Source organism: Kosakonia sp. WA-90, assembly GCF_039871955.1.
In the GTDB taxonomy this organism is placed as follows: Bacteria; Pseudomonadota; Gammaproteobacteria; order Enterobacterales; family Enterobacteriaceae; genus Kosakonia; species Kosakonia oryzendophytica.
Genome location: NZ_JBDPLJ010000001.1, coordinates 140,804 through 166,948 on the forward strand (window position 1 = coordinate 140,804; position 26,145 = coordinate 166,948).

Here is a 26,145-nt window from a genome sequence, read left to right on the forward strand (position 1 = left end):
CTCAGTCACCTGTTTTTCTGAACGTCACCGGAACGGTGGTTTTGGCGTCAAAACGCGCGTTACATTCCGCGACGTCATTGGTGCTTGCTTTACAGGAAATTTCCGGCATCGGGTAGCGGGATCCGTCACTGCAACGTGCGTTGCCACGGCTCTTAATCATTAGTTCACCAGTGCCATGCAGACCGGAGTAGAGATCCGCGCGGCAGGTAATATTCTTACCGTGAACAATGCGTGCCGTGCCTTTATTGTTCTGGATCTGGAAGCGCACAGCAGGGGCTTTGCCGGTTTCCGGATCTTTAACGTCCAGCGCCACGCGCCAGTTGCCGTTAAGGAAGCGCGTAGAGCCAATTTTCACCTGCAGGGCGTCCATCACCAGCGCATCTTTGGGAATGGCGTTGATCACCACCGGCTCTTTCACTTCACGGGGCTCAGGCGCTTTCTCTTCTGCACGCACTTCAGCACGTACTTCAGCCTGATGCAGCGGCAAACTTGCTGCCAGCATCGGTGCTGCCTGTATCGGTTTTGGTGCAATCTCCACCGGAGCTGGCTGCGGCATGGCGGGCGCGGGGGCAGGGGTTTGCGTCGTTTGTTGATTGAGGACGAACGGTGCTGCCACGGCAATGGCGACGGCCGCCGCAACCGGCAATGCCCACAGACCATAACGACGGCGTTTCTTCGCCACCGGCATCGGCGTCGGCGCAGGAGCAGGTGCGGGAGGTGGAACGGGCTCCGGGGCCACAGTCGGCGCAACATTTTGCACAGGCGGCACGGGTGCGGGCTGAGGTTTGATTTCCGGCGCTGGCGTCAACAGCGGTTCATCAGCCTGGCTGAATGTTACGGCAACCGCAGGCTCTTCCTCTTCAGGTTCCGGTGGCAGAATAATGACCGGTTCTTCCTCTTCCTGTTGGCGCAAACATTCGAGGACATCCTCACGGGCGCTTTCGTTCAGGTTGACGAACCCCCAGAAGGTGATGACGGGTTTACCATCGACCAGGAAAACATGGTTTTCGCCGGGAAACTGCAACGCCTTTTCCAGCAGGGAGCCAAATAACTGCTGCGCCGTTTTTGGCGATTGCATGCATTTGCGGCTCAATGCCGCGGCGCTATCCAGCGTGCTTTCGAGGTAGCGCAATGCCTTAAAACGCGCCTCTTCATCGGCGGCCTTCCACGAGACCGAACGCCCCTCAACGGGCGAATACCAGTCAACACGATCGCCTTCATCATTGACCTGGGGAATCGCCAGGCAGTCTACCAACGCCTGCTGCTTACGCAGACGGAGTGCTTCACGAATTTGCAATGCCGAATCAAATACGGCCTGACCGCCGCCGCCAACGGCCTGGAAATCATCCAGATCACCGCTGCGCAAGAGAGTTTTTGCCACGTTTTCATCCCATAGACTTCTTCACGCGTCTACTCTACGCAATGCGATAGCAAGTAAACGGCAGAAGAAAGCTCAAAACCATTGAATTCTCGACGCATTGATACCGTCGAATCGACTTGACGGCACGAAAAACACTTAACATAAATTTTAATGTTAATTATGGTGGATATTTCAGCGAAATCAACTGCTTTAGAATAACCTGAGCGTGAATCGTTATTTGCCAGTTTGCCGGAGCTATGCTGTGATTACGGCTCCATATAAAAAAGAAGGTTCCTGATATGTCCACAGGGAAAACGCTGCTCGCTCTCGCATTGAGCACACTGTTACCAGCAAGCGCTGCATGGGCAGCGGCAAATGATACCCTCATCTACTGCTCTGAAGCGTCGCCAGAGTCCTTTAACCCACAGATTGCCAGCTCCGGCCCGACGTTTGTCGCCAGCTCGCAGGTGCTTTACAACCGTCTGGTTAACTTCGATCCGGTAAAAAATACGCCGATTCCGTCGCTGGCTACCGGGTGGAAAGTCTCCGACGATGGCAAAACCTGGACGTTTACGTTGCGTCAGGGCGTGAAATTCAACAGCAACAAATACTTCAAACCCACGCGTGATTTTAATGCCGATGACGTGATTTTCTCCGTCCTGCGTCAAAAAGATGCGCAACATCCTTATCATAATGTTTCGCAAGGTAATTACGAATACTTCACCGATGTCGGCCTTGATAAGCTGATCAAAGAAGTGAAAAAAATCGACGACTACCACGTACAGTTTGTGCTCAATGAGCCAAATGCCGCGTTTCTGGCAGATTGGGGAATGGATTTTGCCTCCATTCTTTCTGCGGAGTATGCCGATGCGATGCTGAAAAAAGGCACGCCGGAATACGTCGACACCTGGCCTATTGGCACTGGCCCGTATGCACTGCAACAATATAAAGCCGACGCGCAGATTCGTTATATTGCCAACCCGAATTATTGGGATGGCCCGGTACCGACAAAACACCTGATCTTTGCCATCACACCAGATGTCCAGACGCGACTGGCGAAGCTGCAAACCAACGAGTGCCAGATTATTCCCGCACCTTCGCCGGTGCAGTTTGATCAAATCAAAAATAATAAAGACCTGACCCTGCACACGGTCGATGCGCTGAACGTCGGGTATCTGGCGTTCAATACGGAGAAAAAACCGTTCGATAATGTGCTGGTGCGCCAGGCGCTGAATTATGCGACCGATAAACACGCGATTGTTAACGCCGTCTTCCTGGGGTCCGGTAGCGTGGCGAAATCGCCTTTGCCGCCCAATATGCTCGGTTTTAATAAAGACCTGAAGGACTACCCCTACGATCCTGAAAAAGCCAAAGCGCTGCTCAAACAGGCCGGTCTGGATAAAGGCTTTGAGGCCACGCTGTGGTCAATGCCGGTGCAGCGCCCGTACAACCCGAACTCGCGCCGTATTGCGGAGATGATTCAGGCGGACTGGGCAAAAGTGGGCGTGAAAGCGAAAATTGTCTCTTACGAGTGGGGCGAATACCTTTCGGGGATGCGTAAAGGCGAACACGACACGGCGCTGTTTGGCTGGATGTCGGACAATGGCGATCCGGATAATTTTGCTGATGTATTGCTTGGTTGCAACAGCATAAAAACCGGTTCCAACGCCGCCCGCTGGTGCGATAAAGGGTATGATGCTCTCGTACAGAAAGCGAAGGTGGTGGCCGATCCGGCGTCGCGCGCCAAACTGTACAGCCAGGCACAGGAGATTTTCTACCAGCAAGCGCCATGGATCGCGCTGGCGAATGGTAAAACGTTCTATGCCACTCGCAGTAACGTGACCGGTTACAGCGTGAGCCTGATGGGCAGTGATTTTTCGAAAGCAAAACTGAATTAAAGGAGAGGGTATGTCACACCTGGACGAAGTTGTTGCCCGCGTCGATGCGGCCATTGAACAGAGTGTTATTGCCGACATGAACGAACTGTTGATTGAATTGAGCGATGACGCCGCGCTGAGTCGTGAAGAACGTTATGCTCAGCAACAGCGCCTGCGACAAGCCATTGCTCATCATGGTCGCCAGCATAAAGAAGATTTGGATGCGCGACGGGAACAGCTGACCAAAGGTGGCTCGATCCTGTGATCAGAACTGGCGTCTGGCCACCAGCCAGGCGCCAATCACCAGCAGTACGGCACCGCACACCGGGCCGATAAGCGCCCGCATCGGGATCCCGTGACTTCTGACAACATCCAGTACCAACCCGCCAATCAGCTGGCTTGCCACTAACACCGCAATGGTGGTGGCCGCGCCGACATACTGATAGCCGCTGATGCTGGCGAAAACAAAAAATGACCCCAGCAGACCTGGAATTAACGTCCACCATTTCACGCTGGCATAGAGTTCCTGAAAGCCAGAAAGGCCATATTTAACCAGCAGGATACTGACAAACAGTACAATGCCCACCAGCGAGTTCAGCAACATCGCGATAAGGATTGTCGATGCTGACTGCGTGATGCGCACCATCAAGGTATTTTGCACCACCAGGCCAATACCGGCGGCAATCAGAAAGGTGAGCGTTAGCGACTGATTCATGGGAGCGCGTCCGGGTCGGTGCGGTTATCCAGTTGTAACTGCATAAACGTCAGATCCAGCCAGCGACCAAACTTGGTGCCAACCTGTGGCATTTGCCCGGTCGTGACAAAACCCAGTTTGCTGTGCAGATGAATGGAACCGTGGTTTTGTGCCTCAATGCCCGCCACCATCACATGTTTACCCAAGCGTTTGGCGTCTTCGATTAACCGTTCCATTAATGCCAGTCCCAGGCCTTTGCCCTGATGATCCGGATGAACATAGACCGAGTGTTCAACGGTGTGGCGAAACCCGTCGAAAGCGCGCCAGTCGCCAAAGGATGCATAACCGGTAATCACACCGTTCTCTTCGCTGACCAGTACCGGGTAGCCGAGCAGAGCACGCGCTTCAAACCAGGCGATACGATTTTCCACATCGACGGTTTGGTCATTCCAGATCGCCGCCGTGTTCACCACAGCATGGTTATAAATCGCGGCGATTGCCGCGCAGTCCTCTCTGCCAGCATAACGAATACTCATGGTTGAACCTCTTTTTTGTACACTATAGTATTACGATATGAATACTATCTCAGACACTATAAATCAACGGATCAGTGCACGAATTCGTGTCGAACGCGAATCCCGCGGCTGGTCGCTCAGTGAACTGGCGGAGCGCGCCGGGGTGTCACGGGCGATGATCCACAAAATAGAACGTGCAGAAAGCAGCCCAACCGCGGCACTGCTGGCGCGGCTTTCCGGCGCGTTTGGCATCAGTATGTCAACGCTGATTGCGCGTGCGGAAATGCAGGAAGGAAAACTGCTGCGCTATGCCGATCAACCGGTCTGGCGCGATCCGCAAAGCCACTATCTGCGACGCCACGTCTCCCCCAGAAGCGATTTGCCTATCGATCTCGTGCACATTGAACTGCCTGCGGGCAGCAACATCCCGATGCCAGCCTCCTCGTATGCGCTGGCGCGCCAGTTAATCTGGTTGCAGGAAGGCGAGCTGGTTTTTCAGGAAGGGGACACGCGCCACGAAATGAAAGCCGGGGATTGTCTGGAACTGGGCCCCCCCAATGATTGCCGGTTTATCAACGAAAGTGATGCGCCGTGCCATTATCTGGTTGTGCGACTTAACCATTCCAGCTCGTAATGGAAACGCACACCGCGCAGTCAGCGACTAGTATCAATAGTTAGTCTGACAAGCAGAGGAGTGCAGAATGAATCAACAATCTCACCGTAACCGCCGTTGGGTGCTGGCTTCACGCCCGCACGGCGCGCCGAACGCGGACAATTTCCGCCTGGAAGAAGACAGCATTGCCACCCCTGGAGAAGGCCAGGTGTTGCTGCGTACGGTTTACTTGTCCTTAGATCCTTATATGCGCGGGCGTATGAGCGATGCGCCTTCCTACACGCCGCCGGTACAAATAAATGAAGTGATGTGCGGCGGTACGGTTAGCCGGGTGGTGTCGTCGCTGCACCCGGACTTTGCTGAAGGGGACTGGGTATTAGGCTACAGCGGCTGGCAGGACTATGACATTTCGGGTGGTGAAGGACTGGTGAATCTGGGCGCAAACCCGCAGCACCCTTCGTGGGCATTGGGTGTGCTTGGTATGCCGGGTTTTACCGCCTATATGGGACTGCTGGATATTGGTCAACCGAAAGCCGGAGAAACACTGGTCGTTGCTGCCGCTACCGGGCCGGTCGGCTCGACCGTTGGGCAAATCGGCAAACTGAAAGGTTGCCATGTAGTGGGAGTGGCCGGGGGCAGTGAAAAATGTCGCCACGCTGTGGATGTATTGGGTTTTGATCACTGCCTCGATCACCATGCGCCAGATTTTGCCCAACAACTGAAAACGGCCTGTCCACAAGGTATCGATATTTATTTTGAAAATGTCGGTGGAAAAGTATTCGATGCCGTACTGCCGTTATTAAATACTGCGGCGAGAATTCCGCTTTGTGGGCTGGTGAGTGGTTATAACGCAACCGAGCTTCCCGCCGGACCCGATCGTATTCCGCTATTAATGGCCACGCTGCTGAAAAAAAGAATCCGGTTGCAAGGGTTTATTATTAACCAGGATTATGGTCACCGCCTAAACGAATTTCAGCAAGAAATGGGGCAGTGGGTGAGTGAAGGAAAAATCCACTATCGCGAACATGTGACAGAAGGGCTGGAGAACGCGCCGGACGCCTTTTTCGGCCTGCTCGAAGGAAAAAACTTTGGCAAAGCGGTAGTCAAAATAGGCGCAGAAAGCTAAGCAAACGATGGCGGTAAAAAACCGCCATCATAAATTGTGCAAAATCTAAAAAAACGTCTTTAATTATACAAGCATAAGGAACTGATGACCTTGTGAAGGCAGTTCCTGGTGGTTGTGCATAATAAATAACATTTGTTCTACTTTTAAGCGACAATCCAATACCAGGCATGTGTTTATATAATATATTCTTTGCAAAAAGATCACGGACACGCTACCAGGCTGATAATAGATAAGAATTTAAACAGGATGCAAACATGCTTGATTTGGAAAAAGCGCAGCGGACCAGCCTCACTATGCAAGTTGAAGCCAGTCTGAAAGGTGCGCTTATTATTGGCGCCCTCAAACCTGGCGCACGTCTCATTACGAAAGAAATAGCAGATCAACTTGGCACCAGTATTACACCGGTGCGCGAAGCACTGTTGCGGTTGGTCTCCGCCGGTGCATTGCATGCCACTCCCGCCCAGGCGTTTCTTGTTCCGGAGGTCAGCCTTGAACGTTATAACGAAATCAATTTGATTCGAAAAAACCTGGAAGGTATGGCTGCGCGCTCCGCCAGCCAGAATATGACCAAAGATAAAATCAGGGAACTGCGGATGCTGGCGGGCTCCTTCCATGAAGCGTTAAAAAGTGGCAACACCGAACAAACGCTACAGGCCAATCGCGCATTTCGCTTTAGCGTTTACCAACAAGCGGGGATGCCAACATTAACTGCGCTTATCGAACAATTATGGGTCCGTATCGGCCCCTGTTTTAATTATCTTTATCCGTCTTCTGCTGAGTTATCACGCGGGCATGATTACAGTGACCTGCTGGCTGCACTCGAAGAAGGGGATGGTTTTGCCAGTGAAAGAGCGCTATGGCGAGCCATTGATGAGGGCGCAACCATTATCAACAAGCAGTTCCATCGCTGAGTGATAATTGATAAAACCTATGGTTTAAAGTCAAATATACATGCTCCCCGGCTAAAATTTGCGTAAGGGGAGCATCTGTATCACGTTTTTCACTGATAAGACTCGCTTAAGGCTGAAATCCTTGCACAGTGTGCCGATAACAAATGTTGGCGCAGTTAGGCGCTAACATTTGCTGTTTAGCAAGGAGTCCTGAATGTCATTTAGCCAGCGGTTGAGTAATATAAAAATCAGCAGAAAGCTGTCAGTGGGGTTTGGTCTGGTGCTATTTCTGGTTGCCATCGCCACCATCCTCAGTATGTTGCGCTTTAAAGAAATACGCGACGTCTACGAAAAAACAAACCTGATGTATAACATCAACATTGAAGTATTTCAGGCGAAGATAAACCGCCTGAAATACTTTTATGGTGATGATAAATCCGGAGAGGTGATGTCCAACTATGTACGTCACGCTTCCGAGTTAACCGCCAGCGCGGACGCACTCTCCTGGTCTGCGTCTGAAAAGCAGATCATCAACGATGTGGCGGGCCACCTTAATACGTTCCAGAGCAGCATCGGCGAGATGCAAAAAGCCACCAGTGACATTCGCGCTATACGCGATGCGCTGGACAAACTGGCCGCAAGCGATCTCTCCGCACGATACACCGCGCTTATCCATACACCGCTCGCCGATGCCAACCTGATGACGCAGGTTTACGAACAATTGTTCGCCATCAGCGCCGTGCGTGATGCGGCGCTGGTAGTGCGTTATAGCCCGAGCCAGGCGTCCCGCGACGCATTGGATACACGTTTTAGCCAGACGCAGAAAAGCGTACAGGCGCTGGCGAGTCAATTGCCGGCGGAGCTGAAGTCACCGCTGCAATCCCTGTGGGATGATACGGTGAAATACCGCGATCTGAGCGTGAACTACTTTACCGCCTGGCAGGCACTGAAAGCGGCGGAGGATAAAGTTAAGGTCGGCGGCGACAACAGCAGCGCCTCACTCAAACAGATCATTGCACTGGTCAAAGCCCATAACGATGAGCTGGCGTACACGTCCAGTTCTATTGCGGCAATCATCGGTGTGATTGCGATTCTGATTGGCGTGATTGTCTCCTGGTGGGTTATCCGTCAAATCACCCGTCCGATTGACCGTAACCTGGCGCTGGCGGAGCGTATTGCCAGCGGCGACCTCAGTTCGAATATTCAGGCGCAGAGCAAAGATGAGCTGGGGCAATTGACCGGTGCCATGGGGCGTATGAACGACACCCTGCGCGACATGATCCATGAAGTACGCAACAGCGTAAGTCAGGTATCACGCGCGGCGACGGAAATCGCCGAAGGCAACACCGATCTCTCTTCCCGTACTGAGCAACAGGCCGCCGCCGTGGTGGAAACCGCTGCCAGCATGGAACAGTTGACCGCCACGGTGAAAAACAACGCCGATAACGCCCGCAATGCCCGCAGTCTGGCGGCGCAGGCGTCGAAAACCGCCAGCGAAGGTGGCAGCGTGATGCGCGAAGTGGTGGATACCATGGGCGATATTCACAGCAGTTCGAACAAAATTGCCGATATTACCGCGGTGATCAACAGCATCGCTTTCCAGACCAACATCCTGGCGCTGAACGCCGCTGTGGAAGCCGCCCGTGCAGGTGAGCAGGGCCGGGGATTTGCGGTAGTGGCCAGCGAAGTTCGCAGCCTTTCTCAGCGCAGTTCGCAGGCGGCGAAAGATATCGAACAGCTGATTAGTGAATCCGTCTCCCGTATTAACATCGGTAGCGAACTGGTGGCGAAAGCAGGGGAAACCATGGATCAGGTGGTGCAGTCCGTCACCCGGGTGAATGACATTATGGGGGAAATCTCTTCCGCCTCCGAAGAACAAAGCCGGGGTATCGAACAGATTGCCCGCGCAGTCGGCGAGCTGGACAGCACCACACAACAGAACGCGTCACTGGTAAGCGAATCCTCCTCTGCGGCAGGTTCGCTGGAAGAGCAGGCGCGTCTGCTGGAAGAGCTGGTCGCCACGTTTCGTCTTGAACAGGGTGGCGCGAAACCGGCTTCCGCAGGGAAACCGACGATCAAGCCGAACCTGAAAGCAAAAGCGGAACCCCGTGAAACGGCCGTCAGCGAAGAGGGCTGGACAACCTTCTAAACACGCAGTGAGCCAATCAAAAAGCCCGGATGCGCCATGCTACCGGGCTTTTCATTTTTGCTTACCGGCAAAATGACCGTGCATCAGTTATCTGGCCAAAGGGCTTTCAGAAGCCAGGCCAGATGGGCGCCGCCTTTCTCAAGCTGCGTTGCCTGAAGAGCTTCCCGCTGCGCGGTGTAATCGGGTTGATACTCTACCGTCCAGTTCCCCCACGTTTTCTTACCAAACACCACATTCTGGAAAGCGGCACGGCCATTAACGAGCGTATCGCTGGCCCATTGCGCCGGCCAGGTGGAGAGATCGCCTGTCGGCGCGGGTATAGCCGTTGCGCCGGGCAGCAACGCTTTCCATCCCTCTTTTTCCGTATAGCGTTTCGGCGGCATATCCCACAGCGCGTGAAGCGTTGTATTGCCAGCGATCAGATCGTTGCCTCCGCGAGTATCTGTGCCTTGCGCAGACTCACTCCGGTCGGGGTCTATGGGGTGTCCCTGATCATTAAGATAAATGGCCGCCACGTGGAGCGGCTGTGTTTCATCGCCTACGAAATGTACCAGCAGTTGCAGCGCCTCTTTTTTATCTGCAATGTCAAACGGTGCAGGGGCTGTGCCCCCTTGTAACACGCGGACTGCGGCGTTGATAGCCTGCACAACATCATGATTTGAGGTGCCATATTCTCCCTGCTGATAGGCGTCCCGTTGGATAGCAACATCGGTGAAATGGTAATATCCATGGCAGTTTTTAACCGTTTTCCCGGGGGTACATTGATCCCAATTGCGCTTCACATAGTCCACCAGTGGAGTGCAATCTTTAAAAATAGCGCACTCGGCATATTTGCCATCTTCCTGGTAGTAAAAGCGACCGTTGTTGTCGTTGCGCTTCACCGATTTCACGCAATCAGCCCACACGGATACGGTTTTTAACGTCATACCTTCGCCCAGTATTTCGCGGACGTGCCGCTCAGCATTCGAACCCGCAATTAACGTATCAGCGATTTCACCAATAATTTGATGTCCCTGATAATTCCACGCCAGAGATGTACTTGTATAAAAAAACAACGCAACACAGAGACATTTTGATACTTTCATAACAACCCCTTTTTCTCAGTTGGCTTGCTGATGTAACGCTTTGCTGCGCAACGATGACGGGACTGCAGAGGTGTGTTGACGACGAACGCCGCCCTGACATGAATCAGGCGATGAAAACGTCATCTTCAGACCAGAATGAATGCCGGAGTGGCACAATAAATGATAGCAAGAGATGTTTTTTTATCCGCAGCCGAAGACTGGCTCGCCCAAAAACAGGGAAGGATGCATGTATAGCAATAGTGTATTGGATAGAACTGCGTAAGCATTAAGAGGTCACCCGCCCGGCGGCGGGTGACCCCGATTTCCGTGTTATTCGAATTGATAAGCCACCGACAAGCCCACACCGTAATTACGCCCCGGCGCAGGTTCGTAATAACGCCCATTCGACTCGTTAACGATCACCGACCCCACATATTCGCGGTCAAACAGATTATCGATACGCCCGAAGAGATCCATCATCCAGTTGCCATAGCGAAATTTGTAGCCCGTATTCAGGTCCGCCACGGTATAAGACGGCGCTTTCGCGGTGTTTTCATCATCCGCCATCAAGTCGCTCATATACCGTACATCCGCACCGGCGTACCAGCCTTGATCCGGGATCCAGCCCAGCGAAGCGAAGCCCATATTTCGGGCAATACCCGGCATACGGTGACCGTTACAGTCGGCGTCATTGCACACCTCGCTACGATAGGTGGCATCAAGATAGGTCCATGCCACTTTAGCCCGCCAGTTTCCGGCAAACTGCTGATCCAGAGACAGCTCAGCACCCTGGCGACGGGTTTTCCCGGCGTTTTTATAGGTCGTGCGACCTCCGCTGCTGGTATCGGTGACGATTTCATTATCCGTATCAGTACGGAACAGCGCCGCCGTCAGTAAACCATTACCGATACGGGTTTTACTGCCGACTTCTACCGTATCGTTAGTCGACGGCTTCAGCGCAAAGTTGAGTCCGCTCTGGTCATCGGAACGGTAGGAGAGTTCATTAATGGTCGGTGTTTCAAATCCACGTCCGGCGGCGACATACACATTCCAGGCATCGGTGACGGCATATTTCAGCGACCCTGCCGGGAGCCATTTATGGTAATTCGCCTCGCCGCTGTCATCGCCGTTCCGCGCAGTGATGTAATGATCGTTGGAGTCAAACCACACGGAGCTGTACCGAACGCCAGCTTCTAACGCCAGCTTTTCGGTTAACTGCCAGCCGGTTTGCAGATAGGGGTCAACGTTCCACATCAGATTGCGCTCGTCACGGCGCAGATTGCCTTCACGACCGTAGAGAGGCGTCGTGCCGCTCATCACAAAGTTTTCATAGCCTTTGCGCTGTTCGGTCATGGTTTCGTAATTCAGCCCACCGGTAAACGTCACCGGGACACCCAGCTCACCGCGATGCGTCCAGCGTGTATCGATCCCCTGATAGTGACGTGTCAGGTCGATCACACCCCCGGCATGCTGCGCATTCAGTTGTGGTGCCCGGGGAATGGACTGATATTGCGTGGTTTCACGCTCTCCGGCATACATCATCACGCTCAGGTCATCGTGTGCACTGAGCTGGCGTTCATAGCGTAAACCCGCCTGGGTTTGTTTAATGGTTTTGCGTGTGTCGTACTGTTCGGCGCGTGGAGACTGGCGCGGATTGTTTCGCCACTCGGATTGGGTTAAGCCTCCCGCATCGTTGGCGTTGATATCCACGCTGTTAAAAATCAGGCTCAGTTTGCTGGCATCATCAATGCGTACGCCCAGTTTGGCATTCGCCAGATTTTTACGTGCACCGCTGCGATCGCGATAACCGTGCGTCACAAAACGGGTACTGGAGACAGTGTAATCCACATCCCCGGCATGGGTGCCATCACCCATCGCGCCGGTGGCTTTCACTCCATAGCGCCAACTGGCGTCGCTACCGTAATAACTGCTGGCTTCAATCGTCGCCGGTTCCCTTCCGGTTTGCGTGGTGACATTCACCACACCACCAGACGCGTTACCGTAAAGCGCCGAGAACGGGCCGCGCAGTACATCAATACTTTCCACGCTGTTGAGGTCAATATTCGATGTCTGCCCCTGGCCATCCGGCATGGTGGCGGGGATGCCGTCAACATACATGCGGATACCGCGCACGCCATAGGTTGAGCGGGAGCCAAACCCGCGAATCGACAATTGCAGGTCCTGTGCATAGTTTTGGCGATTCTGTACCTGCAAACCGGGGACACTGCCCAGTGACTCAGACAAATTGACCCGTGGCGTGGCCTGGCGAATATCATCGCCCTGAACAACGCTCACAGCAGCAGGCGTATCCAGTTCAGAAACGGTGTGGGGTGTGGCGCTGACAATCAGGGTTTGTTCATCGGCAAAAGCCGAAGGGGGCACCAGAGCCGGGAGCAGCAAGGCCGGCAAAGTGAGCCTGGTGGTGGAAAAAATAGTCATGGCGGAACCGGTTATAAAACGAACTAATAGGAAAATACGGCAATATGTTAAATCGCATGTTAATCATTTGAAAACATTAAGCGCACATTACGTTAATAATAAGCGTAGTGAGTAAACCGCGATAACGCCTGTTCAAAAATTATGACTCCACATTACTGTCATTAATGATTACTATTCTCACTTATAACAATAAGCGAGGCTGTGGCGTCGCACACTGGAAGCGTGTGAAAAATAACAATCGTGTTAATCAAAGGGAGTCGTCATGTCTTTACGTCATTTATGCTCGCCGCGTTTGCGGCATTCCCTGGTCCTCGGCTCACTACTGCTGGCGGCGTCATTCACCACACAGGCAGCAGAAGAGATGCTGCGCAAAGCCGTAGGCAAAGGGGCGTATGAAATGGCCTTTAGCCAGCAGGAAAATGCGCTCTGGCTGGCAACGGCACAAAGCCGAAAAACCGATAAAGGCGGGGTGGTGTACCGCCTCGACCCAGCAACGCTGGCGATCACACAGTCCATTCACAGCGACCTGAAACCGTTTGGCGCGGCGATCAACACCCGCACGCAAACCCTGTGGTTTGGCAATACTACCGATGGCACGATCACAGCGATCGATGCCAAAAGCGGCATCATAAAAGGACGTGTGGTGCTGGATGCACGCAAACGCTCTGAAACCGTGCGTCCGTTGCAGCCGCGCGAGTTGGCGGTCGATGAGAACACCAACACGGTGTATATCACCGGGGTCGGGAAAGAGAGTGCAATCTGGGTCGTGGATGGCGAAACGCTGAAACTGAAAACCACCATTACGCAGACCGGCACCTACAGCACCGGGCTGGCGATCGACGCGGCAGCAAAACGCCTCTATACCACCAACGGTGACGGTGAACTGATCACTGTCGATACCGGCAAAAACAGCATCATCGCACGTAAAAAACTTCAGGATGACGGTAAAGAACACTTTTATTTGAACCTGAGCCTCGACACAGCGGGCCACCGTGCCTTTGTGACCGATTCCAAAGCGGCGGAAATTCTGGTGGTTGATACCCGCAATGGTAACGTGTTACAGAAAGTCGCCGTGCCAGAATCACTGGCGGTGCTGTTTAACCCGACGCGTAATGAAGCTTATGTTACCCACCGCGAAGCCGGGAAAGTCAGCGTTATCGACGGCAAAACCTACAAGGTTGTCAAAACCTTCGACACACCGACTCACCCCAACAGTCTGGCACTCTCTGCAGACGGCAAGACGCTGTTTGTCAGTGTGAAACAGGCCTCCAGCCGTGAAAAAGAAGCCACCGAGCCGGATGATGTGATCCGCATTGCGCTGTAATCTCGCCATCGCTTAAGCTCCCTACGGGGAGCTTTTTTATGACTGACGGAAGAGTAAAGCGATGCGTAATTGCCTGGTTATCGTGATGGGCCTGCTACTGACGCTGGGTGCGTTGGGTGTTTACCGCTTAACGGACTTCACGCTGCCGACGGATGCGCAGCAACATACCTTGCAGGTGGATTATCAACAGAGCCGGCTTGAAGGAACGTTAATTGTTCCGCACGGCGTGGTTTCACCGCCAGTGGTATTGCTGGTGCATGGCGATGGGGCACAGGATCGCTGGTCGGACGGCGGCTATCTGCCGCTTGTGCGCTATCTTGTCTCTCAGGGTATTGCGGTGTTTTCCTGGGACAAGCCAGGCGTGGGAGCAAGTCAGGGAAACTGGCTGGCGCAAACCATGGATGATCGCGCGCACGAAGCTGCCTTTATGCTGCAACAGCTTAAACAGATGCCGGAACTGGCCGCGAGTCGCGTTGGCTTCCTCGGCTTTTCCCAGGCGGGTTGGGTTGTTCCCGACGCCAGCGCCTTCGCGAAGGCGGATTTTGCCATACTGGTTGGCGCAGCGATCAACTGGCGCGATCAGGGGAGCTATTATCTGCGCCAGCGACTCAGCCGGGAAGGCATGTCAGAACAAAACATCCGTGAGGCCGTGGCCCGTGATAGCATTGATTTCGCGACACAGTTTACCCCGCAAGCGGCGTTACGCCCGTGCCAGGTGAGCTGTAACCGGGATGATTTTGAGCGCCGTAATGCCTTTGCTGATGCCAGGGGTGCCATTGCCCGCATGCACACGCCGGTGATGATCCTGATGGGCAAGGACGACAGGAATGTTGACCCACAGGAAACACTCGCGGTATGGGCGGCGGACTTACCGGCCAATACTGTGCGCTGCATCAAACCGGTTGCTGGCGCAACGCACGGCTTACTGAGAAGTCGCTGGTTTGATTATCAACTGCCTTCCCAATGGCCACTCTGGAAGCAGGGGGTGTTTCTGTTATCCGGTCAGTACGCCTGGGCACCGGGCGCGCTAAGCGGGATAACGGGCTGGATACACACCGGCACGTGCATACAGTAAAGCGCGCAGACATAAAAAAAGCCTGCGCGGGGCGCAGGCTTGTTCACAATAGGGAGGGGTTACGAGCGTGACGCTTCTTCTACCAGCGGCGCTTTTGTTTCTTCATTCGGCGCAACCGGCGCAGTGCTGTGGATAGCCTGCACGCGTTTACGTACGCCAAACCAGCCAGCAACCAGCAGAACGGCGATCAGCGGGATCGAGCCGATGGTATAAGTCCCATTCGGGTAGTCGAACGCCATCAGCACCAATACGCTGAACAGGAACAGCAGGGTCAGCCATGACGTGAACGGCGCGCCCGGCATTTTGAAACTCACATCCGCCGCTTTACCTTCTTTGATGGCTTTACGCAGACGCATCTGGCAAATCACGATAAACGCCCATGATGCGATAATGCCCAGCGATGCCACGTTCAGAACGATTTCAAAGACCTGCGACGGCACCAAATAGTTCAGGAACACCCCAACAACGTAGACACCAATGGTGACCAGAATCCCGGCGTAAGGCACGTGATGACGGCTCATTTTCGCCATGAATTTCGGTGCGGAGCCACCCATCGACATCGAGCGCAGGATACGGCCAGTAGAGTAGAGACCCGAGTTCAGACTGGAGAGCGCAGCGGTCAGCACCACCATGTTCATGATGTCGCCGATGTACGGCACACCCAGTTTGGAGAAGAAGGTGACAAACGGACTCTGACCTGCCTGATAGGCATTCCACGGCAGCAGCAATACCAGCAGCACCACAGAACCGACGTAGAACAGACCGATACGCCAGATCACGCTGTTAATGGCTTTGGGCACCATCGTCTGCGGATCTTTACATTCGCCCGCCGCGGTACCGACCAGTTCAATGGAGGCAAAGGCGAAGACCACGCCCTGAACCAGTACCAGCGCAGGCAGCAGTCCGTGCGGGAAGAAACCGCCATTGTCGGTAATCAAATGGAAGCCGGTTGTGCCGCCGTCCAGCGGTTTACCGGTGCCGAGGAAAATCGTACCGACAACGAGGAATACCACAATCGCCAGCACTTTGATCAACGCAAACCAGAACTCCATTTCGGCGAACCATTTCACGCCGATCATGTTCATGGTGCCGACGATCGCCAGCGCGCCCAGTGCAAATACCCATTGCGGGACATCACCAAATGCGCCCCAGTAGTGCATATACAGCGCCACAGCGGTGATATCCACGATACCGGTCATCGCCCAGTTCACGAAGTACATCCAGCCGGCAACAAACGCGGCTTTTTCACCCAGAAATTCGCGGGCATACGAGACAAAACTGCCGCTGGAAGGACGGTGCAACACCAGTTCGCCCAGTGCACGCAGAATAAAGAAAGAGAAGATACCGCAAACCAAATAGACGATAGCCAGCGATGGCCCCGCCATTTGCAGTCGGGCGCCTGCGCCCAGAAATAAACCGGTACCGATTGCGCCGCCAATGGCGATCATCTGTACCTGACGGTTACCCATAGCCCGGCTGTAGCCCTCTTCGTGAGAGTTAAGCCAGCGTCGTTTTGCCGCGTGATGATCGGCAGCGTGGTTGTGATCTTTTTTCATTGTTTACCTGTTCACCTGTCTGAACCTTGCTGAGTTCCTCAACCCTCGGGATGGCTAACCAAACGATTGCCCCGTCGGGTAAACGCCCTGTCTTTCCAGTCATTCTGCGTATGGATAAGACAAAACATGGCGCAGCATCGTAACCGCAATCGATTACTGACGCAAAACATACACACCAGAAAGACGGCGAGTATTAGTGGAAATTGTGAGGTCACCGGTATCAGGTAGTGTAACTGATTCATAATGGCGAAAAATGCAACAGAAATAACCGTGAGCGGCCAAACGGATTTTAACAAATCAGAACAATCGTCTTCTTTGAACCCTAAGCCTTAACACTCACCACAGCGCCTGCATGCCCTTACTTTGCTAATTTTTTGCTTATTTAATGTAAATTAATTGTTTCACAGCGAATTCAGCGCGTCCTAATAATAAAAGCCTCTTTTCTAACGTGAGTGCGCTGCATGTCTTATCGTCTGAGTCTGCTGGATAAAAGTCCCATTGCGGAACATGAAACCGCGCAGGACGCCCTGAATCGTACGCTACAACTGGCTCAGCGTGCGGAAAAATGGGGCTATCACCGTTTCTGGATAGCCGAACATCACAACACCGCGCAACTGGCCAGCCCGTCTCCTGAGCTGGTTATCGCCTGGATCCTCGGTCAGACCCAACGTATTCGCGTCGGCTCCGGTGGCGTGATGCTGCAACACTACAGCCCGTACAAGGTCGCGGAAAACTTTAATCTGCTGGCAACCCTTGCGCCAGGACGGGTCGATCTCGGCGTCGGCAAAGCACCGGGCGGATTACCGCTCTCCACCCGCGCATTGCAACAGGGTGTGCACAGCGAGGAGAAGGGCAGTTTTGCCGATCAACTGGCGCAACTGGATAACTGGTTATCGCTGGCGAAAGAGGAAAGTGGAGAAGACACGGTACTGGCCACGCCGTTGCCTGCGCAGCGTGCTGCGGGTTTCTTGCTCGGTGCCAGCCTCGAAAGCGCCGAACTGGCGGCCCGGCTGGACTGGAACTTTGTTTTCGCAGCACATTTGAATGGCGATAAAACGCTTCTTCGTGACGTTGTCACGCAATGGCAACAACACAGCCAGCGCGATACCTTCGTTGCGGTGCAGGTGATTGTCGCCGCGACGCAAGCGCAGGCCGATGCACTGGCGCAGCAAGTGGAAGTCTGGGGTGTGGAGTTAGCCAATGGTCAACGGGTTAGCGTCGCCAGTGAAGCGCAAGGGCATGCTTTCGCTCGTCAGGCAGGCAGCCCGGTAGTACGTATTGCGCGCCGGGAACCGTCACTGATTGCCGGAACGCCGCAAACGGTGCTGGCCGGGCTGGACACGCTGCATCAGCACTATGGCATCCATGAATTTATTATCGACACCCCCATCGCTGAAGGGACGGCGCGAATCCGTTCATTACAGTTGCTGGCGGAGGCGTTCGCTGAAGCGCATACCCCTCAGGAGGTGGCAGGATGAGTTTTGCCGGACAACTGATCAACTGGCGGCGCGAGCTGCACCAACATCCAGAACTCTCATTACAGGAGTTTGAAACCACCCGCCGTATTCGCCACTGGCTGGAGAGCGCCGGATTACGTCTGCTTCCACTGACGCTGCCGACCGGCGTGGTGGCCGAAGTGGGCAGCGGAGAAAAGGTGGTAGCGCTGCGGGCGGATATCGACGCCTTGCCCATTGACGAAGCCGTCGATGTGCCTTTTGCGTCGCGTAACCCCGGCGTGATGCACGCCTGCGGACATGACGTTCACACCAGTGTGATGCTCGGCGCAGCACTGCTGCTGAAAGAGAAAGAGCCACAACTGGCAGGTCGCGTGCGTATTCTGTTTCAGCCGGCGGAAGAGAATTTCGGCGGTGCGAAACGGTTGATCCAGGCTGGTGCGCTGGATGAGGTGAACGCCATTTTCGGCATGCACAATGAACCAGGATTGCCGGTGGGCACCTTTGCCACACGTAGTGGGGCCTTTTATGCCAATGTGGATCGCTTTTCGCTGAAGGTCACCGGTAAAGGTGCGCATGCCGCGCGTCCACACGAGGGCAACGATGCGATCCTGCTCGCCAGTCAGTTAGTGGTCGCGCTGCAAAGTATCGCCAGCCGCAATATCAACACGCTGGAGTCGGTGGTATTGAGCGTCACCCGCATTCAGGGCGGTAACACCTGGAACGTGTTGCCGGAAGCGGTGGAGCTGGAAGGGACGCTGAGGACGCACCAGATTACCGTACGCGACCAGGTAAAACGCCGCGTTAACGACATTGCCGCCGGACTGGCGCAAGCGTTCGATGCGGAGATTGCGGTCCGTTGGTTTGAGGGACCCGCCGCGCTGGTGAACCATGATCGATGGGCCACCTTTGCCCGCGATGTTGCCGACTGGCACGGGTATCGCACCGAAGAGGCCGACCTGCATATGGGCGGCGAAGACTTTGCAGTCTACTTACACCATATTCCCGGCGCGTTTGTCAGCATCGGCAGCAACAGCGAATACGGCTTGCATCATCCGGCGTTTAATCCCGATGAGCAGCTCATTGAAGGCGCTGCGCGTTATTTCGCGCTGCTGGCGGAAAAAGCCTTACTCCAACACTGATGTGAATGTCTTTATCCAGGGCTCCGGCCCCGGGTCACCTGTTGCCTGAAAAGGAGGATGGATTATGTCTACAGAACGACAATTGCGGCTCGGCACAATATTACAGGGCGCATCAGGAAATATGTCCGCATGGCGTCACCCGGCGGCAGTCGCGGACGCCAGTATTAATTTTGACTTTGTGCTGGAAACTGCGCGCATTGCTGAACAGGGTAAATTCGATTTTTTATTCGTCGCCGACGGCTTATATATTAATGAAAAATCGATCCCGCATTTTTTAAATCGTTTTGAGCCTATCACCGTATTATCCGCACTGGCCAGCGTGACTCATCACCTTGGACTCGTGGGTACGCTCTCCACGTCATACAGCGAACCGTTTACCGTTGCCCGGCAGTTTGCCAGCCTCGATCACCTCAGCAAGGGGCGTGCGGGCTGGAATGTGGTGACCTCACCACTGGAAGGGTCCGCGAAGAACTTTTCCCGTGCACAACATCCCGATCACGCCCTGCGCTATCGCATTGCCGATGAATATCTGGAGGTGGTGAAAGGGTTATGGAATTCATGGGAAGAGGACGCGTTTATCCGTGATAAAGCCAGTGGGCAATTTTTTGATCCTGCTAAATTACATACGCTCAACCATCACGGTGATTTCTTTCAGGTGGCCGGGCCATTAAATATTGGCCGCACGCCGCAAGGGCGACCGATTATATTCCAGGCCGGTGCCTCAGACGATGGCAAAAAGCTCGCAGCGCATCACGCCGACGCCATTTTTACCCATCAGGAAACGCTGGAAGAGGCAAAAGCGTTTTATCGCGATGTGAAAACGCAACTGGAACAGTATGGCCGTCGCCACGATGAGCTGCATATTTTCCAGGGCGTCAGCGTGATCGTTGGTGACAGTGAAGAGGATGCGGAGCAGCAGTATCAAACCACGGCGGCGTTGGTCTCCATCGATGATGCGCTTAACTATCTGGGGCGTTATTTTGAGCACCATGACTTCAGCCAGTACCCGCTCGATGAGCCCTTCCCGGATATAGGCGATTTAGGGCAAAACAGTTTTCGCAGCACCACCGACGAGATCAAACGCAACGCCCGCGAGCGCCATTTGACGCTGCGCCAGGTGGCGCTGGAAAGCGCATCGCCGCGCCCGCGCTTTTCCGGTACGCCACAGCAGGTCGCCGATGGCTTACAGCAGTGGTTTGAAAACTATGCCGCCGACGGTTTCATCATCCAGGGCGGGACGCCAGACACTTTCCCGCGTTTTGTCGACAACGTTGTTCCCCTGTTGCAGGCGCGCGGTCTGTTTCGCACGCAATACCCCGGCACCACACTGCGTGAAAGCTTAGGCTTGCCGCTGCCGGTGAATCCCTTCTCACAACAATAAAAGATGAGTTAACGCTATGCAGAAAACATCGCTATTGCTGGTCATGATGCTGGCGCTTACGCCGCTGGCCTGGGCAAAGGACGTCACTATCAACGGCACGGGCGTCAGCCTGGAGGCCAATAAAACGCCGATTACGACGGCAAAAAATGCAGACGCCATCGCACAACTGCCCAAGGATTACCACTTTGTCACACCGGGCAAACTGACCGTTGCCGTCGCGGCGCTGAACTCTCCGCCGCTGACCGTGTTTGCCGATGACAACAAAACCCTGCTCGGTAGCGAGGTGGACATCGCCCGCCTGGTGGCGAACAGCCTGGGACTGGAGCTGAATGTGGTGCCGACCTCGTGGGAAGACTGGCCGCTGGGTGTCACTTCCGGCAAGTACGATGCGGCAATCAGCAATATTACCGTTACCAAAGAGCGTAAAGCGAAGTTCGATTTCGCCACCTACCGCAAAGATTCGCTTGGCTTCTACGTCAAATCCACCAGTGCGATCAAACACATTGAGCACGCGGAAGACATCGCTGGATTGCGCATTATTGTGGGCTCCGGCACCAACCAGGAGGCGATCCTGCTGGCGTGGAATGCCGAAAACCTGAAAAAAGGGTTGCAGCCGTTTACGCCGGTGTACACCAAAGATGATGCGGCCCAAACCCTCGCGCTGCAATCCGGTCGCGCCGACGCGTACTTTGGACCGAACGTGATCGGTGCCTGGAAAGCGGCATTGACCGGCAATACCAGGCTGGTTGGCAGCGTGGACGGTGGCTGGCCGAAAGCGGCGCATATTGCGGTGACGCTGCGTAAAGGCAGTGGCCTGGTTGAACCCGTGCAAACCGCGCTCAATGGCGCTATCAAAAACGGGGACTACGACAAGGTACTCAATCGCTGGGGCGAAGGGGTGGAGCGTATTCCGGCGTCGGAGATCAATCCGGCTGGACTGGGCGATTAAGGAGACGGCAATGCGCGAACAATTCCGCGACGTTTCGCCAGAAGCGCAGGAGCTACAACCCATTTTAGCCGGGCTGTTTGGCGAATACGCCGCACGTTACGGTGACTACTTTTCCCGCGATGCAGAAGTGGAACGGACCGAATGGTATTTAGCGCCAAAGGGGCTGTTTATTGTGCTGGAGCGCAACGGCGAAATCATCGCCACCGGGGCTTATAAACCGTTTGATGCACAGACGGCAGAAATCAAACGTATCTGGACCAAACCCACACTGCGTAAACAGGGGCTGGCGGCACGCGTGGTGCAGGAGCTCGAACGTCGGGCGCAACGTGCGGGCTACCGCCAGATCTACCTGACCACGGGCTTTCGCCAGCCGGAAGCGGTACGTCTCTACCTGAGTCAGGGGTATCAGGCGCAGTTTGACCTGAACCGCGATCCGGAAGAGTTCAGTCAGCCGCCATTTGATGGTCGGCTGCGTTTTACCAAAGCGCTGCTGGCAGAAAAATTGAGTAAAACCGCCTGAGGAGCGACCATGAAAAGTCCAGAAACCGTGAAAGTGGTGCCGGCACGCTATCCGCTCCGCACCGTCGGCGCGTTTGTCGCCCTGTTCGTGCTGGCCACCCTGGTGCAGTCGGTGGCCTTTAACCCGCGCTGGGAATGGGCGGTCTTCGCCCGCTGGTTTTTCGACCCGGTGATCCTGGAAGGATTAGGGCAAACACTGCTGTTAACCCTGTTGGGTACAGTGCTGAGCGTGATGTTCGGCGGTCTGCTGGCACTGGCCCGACTCTCCGCATCCTGGCTGTTAAGCAGCCTTGCGTGGAGCTATATTTGGCTGTTCCGCTCGCTGCCACTGATCGTGGTGTTGATCATTTTGTATAACTTTTCCTATCTCTACGACACGCTGTCGCTGGGCATCCCGTTTACCGGCATTACGTGGGCGCGTTATGACACCATTAATGTGCTGGGGCAATTTTCTACGGCGGTGATCGGGCTAACGCTGGTGCAGAGCGCGTATACCGCCGAAATTATTCGCGGCGGTTTTCTCGGCGTCGACCACGGGCAGTATGAAGCCGCCGCTGCGCTGGGGCTCCCTGCCTGGCGGCGCACACTGCGCATCATTCTACCGCAGGCGCTGCGCACCATTTTGCCCTCCGGCTTTAACGAAATCATCAGTCTCGCCAAAGGCACAGCGATGGTGTACGTGCTGGCGATGCCGGAACTGTTCTACACCATTCAGATGATCTACAACCGCACCCAGGACGTGATCCCACTGCTGATGGTCGGCGCCGTCTGGTATCTGGTGATCACCAGTGTCTTGTCCGCGATTCAGCACCTGGTAGAACGCTGGCTGGCCCGCAGCGAACGGCGTTCGGCCATCAACCCGTCGCGCGTTCGTATTCATTCAGCCGCCACTGCGCGTATACCGCAACCACAGGAGCCTGCGCATGCCAACCTCTCTTAATGGCCATATCTCAATTACCGGCGTCAGCAAATACTTCGGTCGCCATAAAGCGCTGGATGAGGTTTCACTGGAGATCCCCCCAGGTTCGGTGACAGTGATCCTCGGGCCATCCGGGTCGGGGAAGTCCACCTTATTGCGCGCCATTAACCACCTGGAGCGCGTTGACGAAGGCTTTATCCGGATCGACGGCGACTACATTGGCTACCGCCAGCAAGGGGACAAACTGTATGAACTGAAAGAGAAGGAGATCCTGCGCCAGCGCGTCAACGTCGGCTATGTATTCCAGAACTTCAATTTATTTCCCCATTTAACGGTACTGGAAAATCTGATTGAAGCCCCCATCGCCCATAAAAAGCTGAGCCGCAAAGCCGCCATTGAACAGGCTTACGAACTGCTGGATGTGGTGGGGTTACGCCATAAAGCGGATGCCTGGTCGCGCCACCTTTCAGGTGGACAACAGCAACGTATTGCCATTGCCCGTGCGCTGTCATTGCGCCCGCGCGTAATGCTGTTTGATGAACCCACATCAGCGCTGGATCCGGAACTGGTGGGCGAAGTGCTGGATGTGATCAAGAAGCTGGCGCGCGCCGGTTCAACCCTGGTGGTGGTCACGCATGAAATTGGTTTTGCCCGCGAAGTGGCCGACCAGGTGGTGTTTATGGTCGATGGCAAAATTGTCGAGCAGGGCAGCAGCGACGAGGTGCTGAACCATCCACAACATCTGCGTACCCGGCAGTTTTTATCCCGGGTTTTGTAAGGAGCAACGATGAAACAAGGATTACTGTCACTGCTGTTGATCACCACAGGTAGTTTCGCCGCCGGGCAGATTGATTTACAGGCCAATGAACAGCCAATAAGCGTGCAGCGAGATGAGGCAGCCATCGCCAAAATCCCGGCCAGTTACAGGTTTGTCGAACCCGGAACATTAACCGTGGCGATCTCTGCGCTTAATTCACCACCGCTGGCGCTGCTCGCCAGTGATAACCGCACGCGTATCGGCAGCGATCCGGATATTGCTCGGTTGCTGGCGCAAAGCCTCGGCTTAAAACTCAACCTGGTGCCCACCGCCTGGGAAGACTGGCCGTTAGGCATCACCTCCGGTCGTTATGATGTGGCGCTGGTGAATATTGCGGTCACAGAAGCACGCAAACAGAAGTTTGACTTCGCCACCTATCGTGCTGATTCGCTGGCGTTTTCGGTAAAGTCCTCCAGCGCTATCCCGGCCATTCGTTCGGCGCAGGATCTCGCCGGACGCAAGGTGATTGTGGGATCGGGAACGAATCAGGAACGCATTCTGCTGCGCTGGAATGAAGAGAACCGCGTTGCCGGTCGGCCCCCGGCGCAGCCGATTTACCTGACAGATGACGCCTCCGGTAATCTCTATATTCAGTCCGGGCGCGCGGATGTGGTGTTTGGTCCACAGTCCGTGGCAGCGTACAAAGCGGCGCTAAACGGCACCACCAAAGTGGTTGGTCTGGGGCCGAAAAAAGCCTGGGTCGCCACCACCACCAAAAAAGGCAACGGGCTGGTTTACGCCTTGCAGGCCGCGCTGGATGGCGCTATTGCGCGGGGGGAATATCAACAGGTGCTGGCGCGCTGGGGGGAGCAGGGGGAAGGGGTCGAACGTTCTCTGGTTAACCCGCCGGGGATCACTTACGACGAATAAAAAACGCTGTTCCGCCGGGAGTACAACGCGCGGAACAGCGAGGCGTAGGAGAACGCCAGGATAACACTCAGGCTGCGGAAGGCGTCAGGGTGATACGCGCCAGCGAGCCGACAATAAACAGGTAAGAGAACAGGCCAATCAATCCCATTGAGCCAACATAGAGAATGGCGTAATCAAAGGAGTGGGTGTTGGCGAGGATCACGCCAATCACCAGCGGGGTGATAATGCTCGCCAGGTTACCGCACATGTTGAACACACCACCGGCAATCCCCAATACCTCTTTGGGCGACGTGTCGCTCAGTACGCACCAGCCGAGGTTGCCGAACCCTTTAGCGAAGAACGCCATACTCATGGCGGCAATCACCACCACTTCAGAGCTGGTGTAGTTTGCCATAACAATCACGCAGGAGAGCAGCATGCCGCAAATCACCGGGAACTTGCGCGCGGTCGTCAGGCTGTAGCCGCGTGTTAACAGCCAGTCGGAGAACACACCGCCCAGTAGCCCGCCAACAAAGCCTGCGATCGCCGGGATACTGGCAACGAAACCGACTTTCAGAATCGACATACCTTTGGCCTGGTATAAATAGGTTGGAAACCAGGTCAGAAAAAACCAGGTGATGGAGGTGACACAGAACTGGCCAATATAAACGCCGATCATCATGCGGTTAATACAGACGCTTTTTATCTGCGCCAGGCTGATTTTAGCCGGCCCTTTTTTATTGCCTAGTGTTGGTTCGCCGCCACCTTCACGAATATAATCAATCTCTTGTTGGTTGATCGCCTTATGGGATAGCGGGTCGCGGACTTTTACCAGCCAGAATATACCCAGAATCACTCCAATAGCGCCAATATAATAGAACACATAATGCCAGCTCAGATTATGCAAAATAAGTGTCATTAAGGGTGTGATAATACCCAGTGAAATATATTGCGCCGCCTGGTAGACCGCCGTTACAAAACCGCGCTCTTTGTTCGGAAACCACTGCACGCTAAGACGACTGTTGGCCGGAAAGGCCGGAGCTTCAATAGCGCCCATCATCAGGCGCAGCACCACCAGTACGATAAGCGGGCTGGCATAAAGATAAATCGTGCCCTGAAACATCGTGACTACCGACCAGCCAATTAATGCGCAGCCATAAACCAGTCTGGATCCATATTTATCCAGCAGCCAGCCGCCGGGAATTTGCATAATCACGTAGGAAATCCCGAAAACCGAAAAAGCGAGTCCTAATGCTTCCGGATCAAAACCTAACTCTTTACTCATGATAGGGGCAACCACTGAAAGGGTGGCGCGGTCGGCATAATTAAATACGGTAGCAAGAAATAAAAAAATAAGGATGCTGTAACGCACATGAGTGCGTTTAATTATTGTATTCATCACAACTCCTCGCAACAGGGTTGAATGTTAGTGT

General features: G+C 54.5%; 21 protein-coding genes and 1 pseudogene. 15 read left to right on the forward strand and 7 right to left on the reverse strand.

Going from position 1 to position 26,145, the window contains the following annotated elements:
• Position 1 precedes the first annotated feature (1 nt).
• Positions 2-1,381, reverse strand: a complete 1,380-nt coding sequence (locus ABGA49_RS00640) for an SrfA family protein (protein WP_347664961.1) — start codon at positions 1,379-1,381, stop codon at positions 2-4.
• 278 nt (positions 1,382-1,659) lie between these two features.
• On the opposite strand from ABGA49_RS00640, the gene ABGA49_RS00645 reads away from it, so the two are divergent.
• Complete coding sequence (locus ABGA49_RS00645; protein ID WP_088237580.1) at positions 1,660-3,258, forward strand: ABC transporter substrate-binding protein; 1,599 nt, start codon at positions 1,660-1,662, stop codon at positions 3,256-3,258.
• Between the two features lie 10 nt (positions 3,259-3,268).
• Positions 3,269-3,502 carry a DUF2526 family protein gene (locus tag ABGA49_RS00650; RefSeq protein ID WP_347664962.1) on the forward strand — a complete coding sequence of 78 codons (234 nt, stop codon included), beginning with the start codon at positions 3,269-3,271 and terminating at the stop codon, positions 3,500-3,502.
• Here the strand turns inward: ABGA49_RS00650 and ABGA49_RS00655 are convergent, their stop codons facing one another.
• On the reverse strand, positions 3,503-3,952 hold the full coding sequence (locus ABGA49_RS00655; RefSeq protein WP_061495977.1) for a DMT family transporter: 450 nt from the start codon (positions 3,950-3,952) through the stop codon (positions 3,503-3,505).
• A complete protein-coding gene (locus ABGA49_RS00660; protein ID WP_061495975.1) occupies positions 3,949-4,467 on the reverse strand; it encodes a GNAT family N-acetyltransferase in 519 nt (172 codons plus the stop codon). The genes ABGA49_RS00655 and ABGA49_RS00660 overlap by 4 nt, the downstream gene beginning before the upstream one ends.
• Positions 4,468-4,504: 37 nt before the next feature.
• On the opposite strand from ABGA49_RS00660, the gene ABGA49_RS00665 reads away from it, so the two are divergent.
• From ABGA49_RS00665 to ABGA49_RS00680, 4 genes are all read left to right on the forward strand, one after another.
• Positions 4,505-5,080, forward strand: a complete 576-nt coding sequence (locus tag ABGA49_RS00665; RefSeq protein ID WP_061495973.1) for a helix-turn-helix transcriptional regulator — start codon at positions 4,505-4,507, stop codon at positions 5,078-5,080.
• 67 nt (positions 5,081-5,147) lie between these two features.
• Positions 5,148-6,185 carry an NADP-dependent oxidoreductase gene (locus ABGA49_RS00670; RefSeq protein WP_061495971.1) on the forward strand — a complete coding sequence of 346 codons (1,038 nt, stop codon included), beginning with the start codon at positions 5,148-5,150 and terminating at the stop codon, positions 6,183-6,185.
• A 254-nt stretch (positions 6,186-6,439) separates the two neighbouring features.
• Complete coding sequence (locus ABGA49_RS00675; protein ID WP_061495969.1) at positions 6,440-7,096, forward strand: GntR family transcriptional regulator; 657 nt, start codon at positions 6,440-6,442, stop codon at positions 7,094-7,096.
• 193 nt (positions 7,097-7,289) lie between these two features.
• Positions 7,290-9,224 carry a methyl-accepting chemotaxis protein gene (locus tag ABGA49_RS00680; RefSeq protein WP_061495967.1) on the forward strand — a complete coding sequence of 645 codons (1,935 nt, stop codon included), beginning with the start codon at positions 7,290-7,292 and terminating at the stop codon, positions 9,222-9,224.
• An 83-nt stretch (positions 9,225-9,307) separates the two neighbouring features.
• Here the strand turns inward: ABGA49_RS00680 and ABGA49_RS00685 are convergent, their stop codons facing one another.
• The gene (locus ABGA49_RS00685) at positions 9,308-10,309 is read right to left on the reverse strand and encodes a S1/P1 nuclease (RefSeq protein ID WP_347664963.1); all 1,002 of its coding nucleotides are present in this window, start codon (positions 10,307-10,309) and stop codon (positions 9,308-9,310) included.
• Positions 10,310-10,618: 309 nt separating this feature from the next.
• Positions 10,619-12,727, reverse strand: a complete 2,109-nt coding sequence (gene pqqU, locus ABGA49_RS00690) for a TonB-dependent receptor PqqU (RefSeq protein WP_347664964.1) — start codon at positions 12,725-12,727, stop codon at positions 10,619-10,621.
• Positions 12,728-12,989: 262 nt separating this feature from the next.
• On the opposite strand from pqqU, the gene ABGA49_RS00695 reads away from it, so the two are divergent.
• Together ABGA49_RS00695 and ABGA49_RS00700 are read left to right on the forward strand one after the other, a co-directional pair.
• Positions 12,990-14,051, forward strand: a complete 1,062-nt coding sequence (locus ABGA49_RS00695; RefSeq protein ID WP_061495961.1) for a YncE family protein — start codon at positions 12,990-12,992, stop codon at positions 14,049-14,051.
• A 61-nt stretch (positions 14,052-14,112) separates the two neighbouring features.
• Positions 14,113-15,126 carry an alpha/beta fold hydrolase gene (locus ABGA49_RS00700; protein WP_347664965.1) on the forward strand — a complete coding sequence of 338 codons (1,014 nt, stop codon included), beginning with the start codon at positions 14,113-14,115 and terminating at the stop codon, positions 15,124-15,126.
• 59 nt (positions 15,127-15,185) lie between these two features.
• On the opposite strand, the gene ansP is transcribed toward ABGA49_RS00700, so the two are convergent.
• Positions 15,186-16,682 carry an L-asparagine permease gene (gene ansP / locus ABGA49_RS00705; protein WP_061495958.1) on the reverse strand — a complete coding sequence of 499 codons (1,497 nt, stop codon included), beginning with the start codon at positions 16,680-16,682 and terminating at the stop codon, positions 15,186-15,188.
• A gap of 461 nt (positions 16,683-17,143) precedes the next feature.
• Here ansP and ABGA49_RS00710 point away from each other — a divergent pair, with 461 nt between their 5' ends.
• The 7 genes and pseudogenes from ABGA49_RS00710 (at position 17,144) to ABGA49_RS00740 (ending at position 24,733) form a co-directional block, all read left to right on the forward strand.
• Positions 17,144-18,160, forward strand: a complete 1,017-nt coding sequence (locus ABGA49_RS00710) for an MsnO8 family LLM class oxidoreductase (protein ID WP_061495956.1) — start codon at positions 17,144-17,146, stop codon at positions 18,158-18,160.
• On the forward strand, positions 18,157-19,278 hold the full coding sequence (locus ABGA49_RS00715; protein ID WP_061495954.1) for an amidohydrolase: 1,122 nt from the start codon (positions 18,157-18,159) through the stop codon (positions 19,276-19,278). Before ABGA49_RS00710 ends, ABGA49_RS00715 begins: the two co-directional genes overlap by 4 nt.
• A gap of 64 nt (positions 19,279-19,342) precedes the next feature.
• A pseudogene (locus ABGA49_RS00720) lies at positions 19,343-21,608 on the forward strand (NtaA/DmoA family FMN-dependent monooxygenase).
• Between the two features lie 10 nt (positions 21,609-21,618).
• On the forward strand, positions 21,619-22,128 hold the full coding sequence (locus tag ABGA49_RS00725; RefSeq protein ID WP_061495947.1) for a GNAT family N-acetyltransferase: 510 nt from the start codon (positions 21,619-21,621) through the stop codon (positions 22,126-22,128).
• Positions 22,129-22,137: 9 nt separating this feature from the next.
• Positions 22,138-23,067, forward strand: coding sequence for an amino acid ABC transporter permease (locus tag ABGA49_RS00730; protein ID WP_347664966.1), 930 nt, complete (start codon positions 22,138-22,140; stop codon positions 23,065-23,067).
• Positions 23,051-23,824, forward strand: coding sequence for an amino acid ABC transporter ATP-binding protein (locus ABGA49_RS00735; RefSeq protein ID WP_061495945.1), 774 nt, complete (start codon positions 23,051-23,053; stop codon positions 23,822-23,824). Before ABGA49_RS00730 ends, ABGA49_RS00735 begins: the two co-directional genes overlap by 17 nt.
• Positions 23,825-23,833: 9 nt before the next feature.
• A complete protein-coding gene (locus ABGA49_RS00740) occupies positions 23,834-24,733 on the forward strand; it encodes a transporter substrate-binding domain-containing protein (RefSeq protein ID WP_347664967.1) in 900 nt (299 codons plus the stop codon).
• Between the two features lie 67 nt (positions 24,734-24,800).
• Here ABGA49_RS00740 and ABGA49_RS00745 read toward each other — a convergent pair whose 3' ends face one another.
• On the reverse strand, positions 24,801-26,111 hold the full coding sequence (locus ABGA49_RS00745) for an MFS transporter (RefSeq protein ID WP_347664968.1): 1,311 nt from the start codon (positions 26,109-26,111) through the stop codon (positions 24,801-24,803).
• Positions 26,112-26,145: the final 34 nt, after the last annotated feature.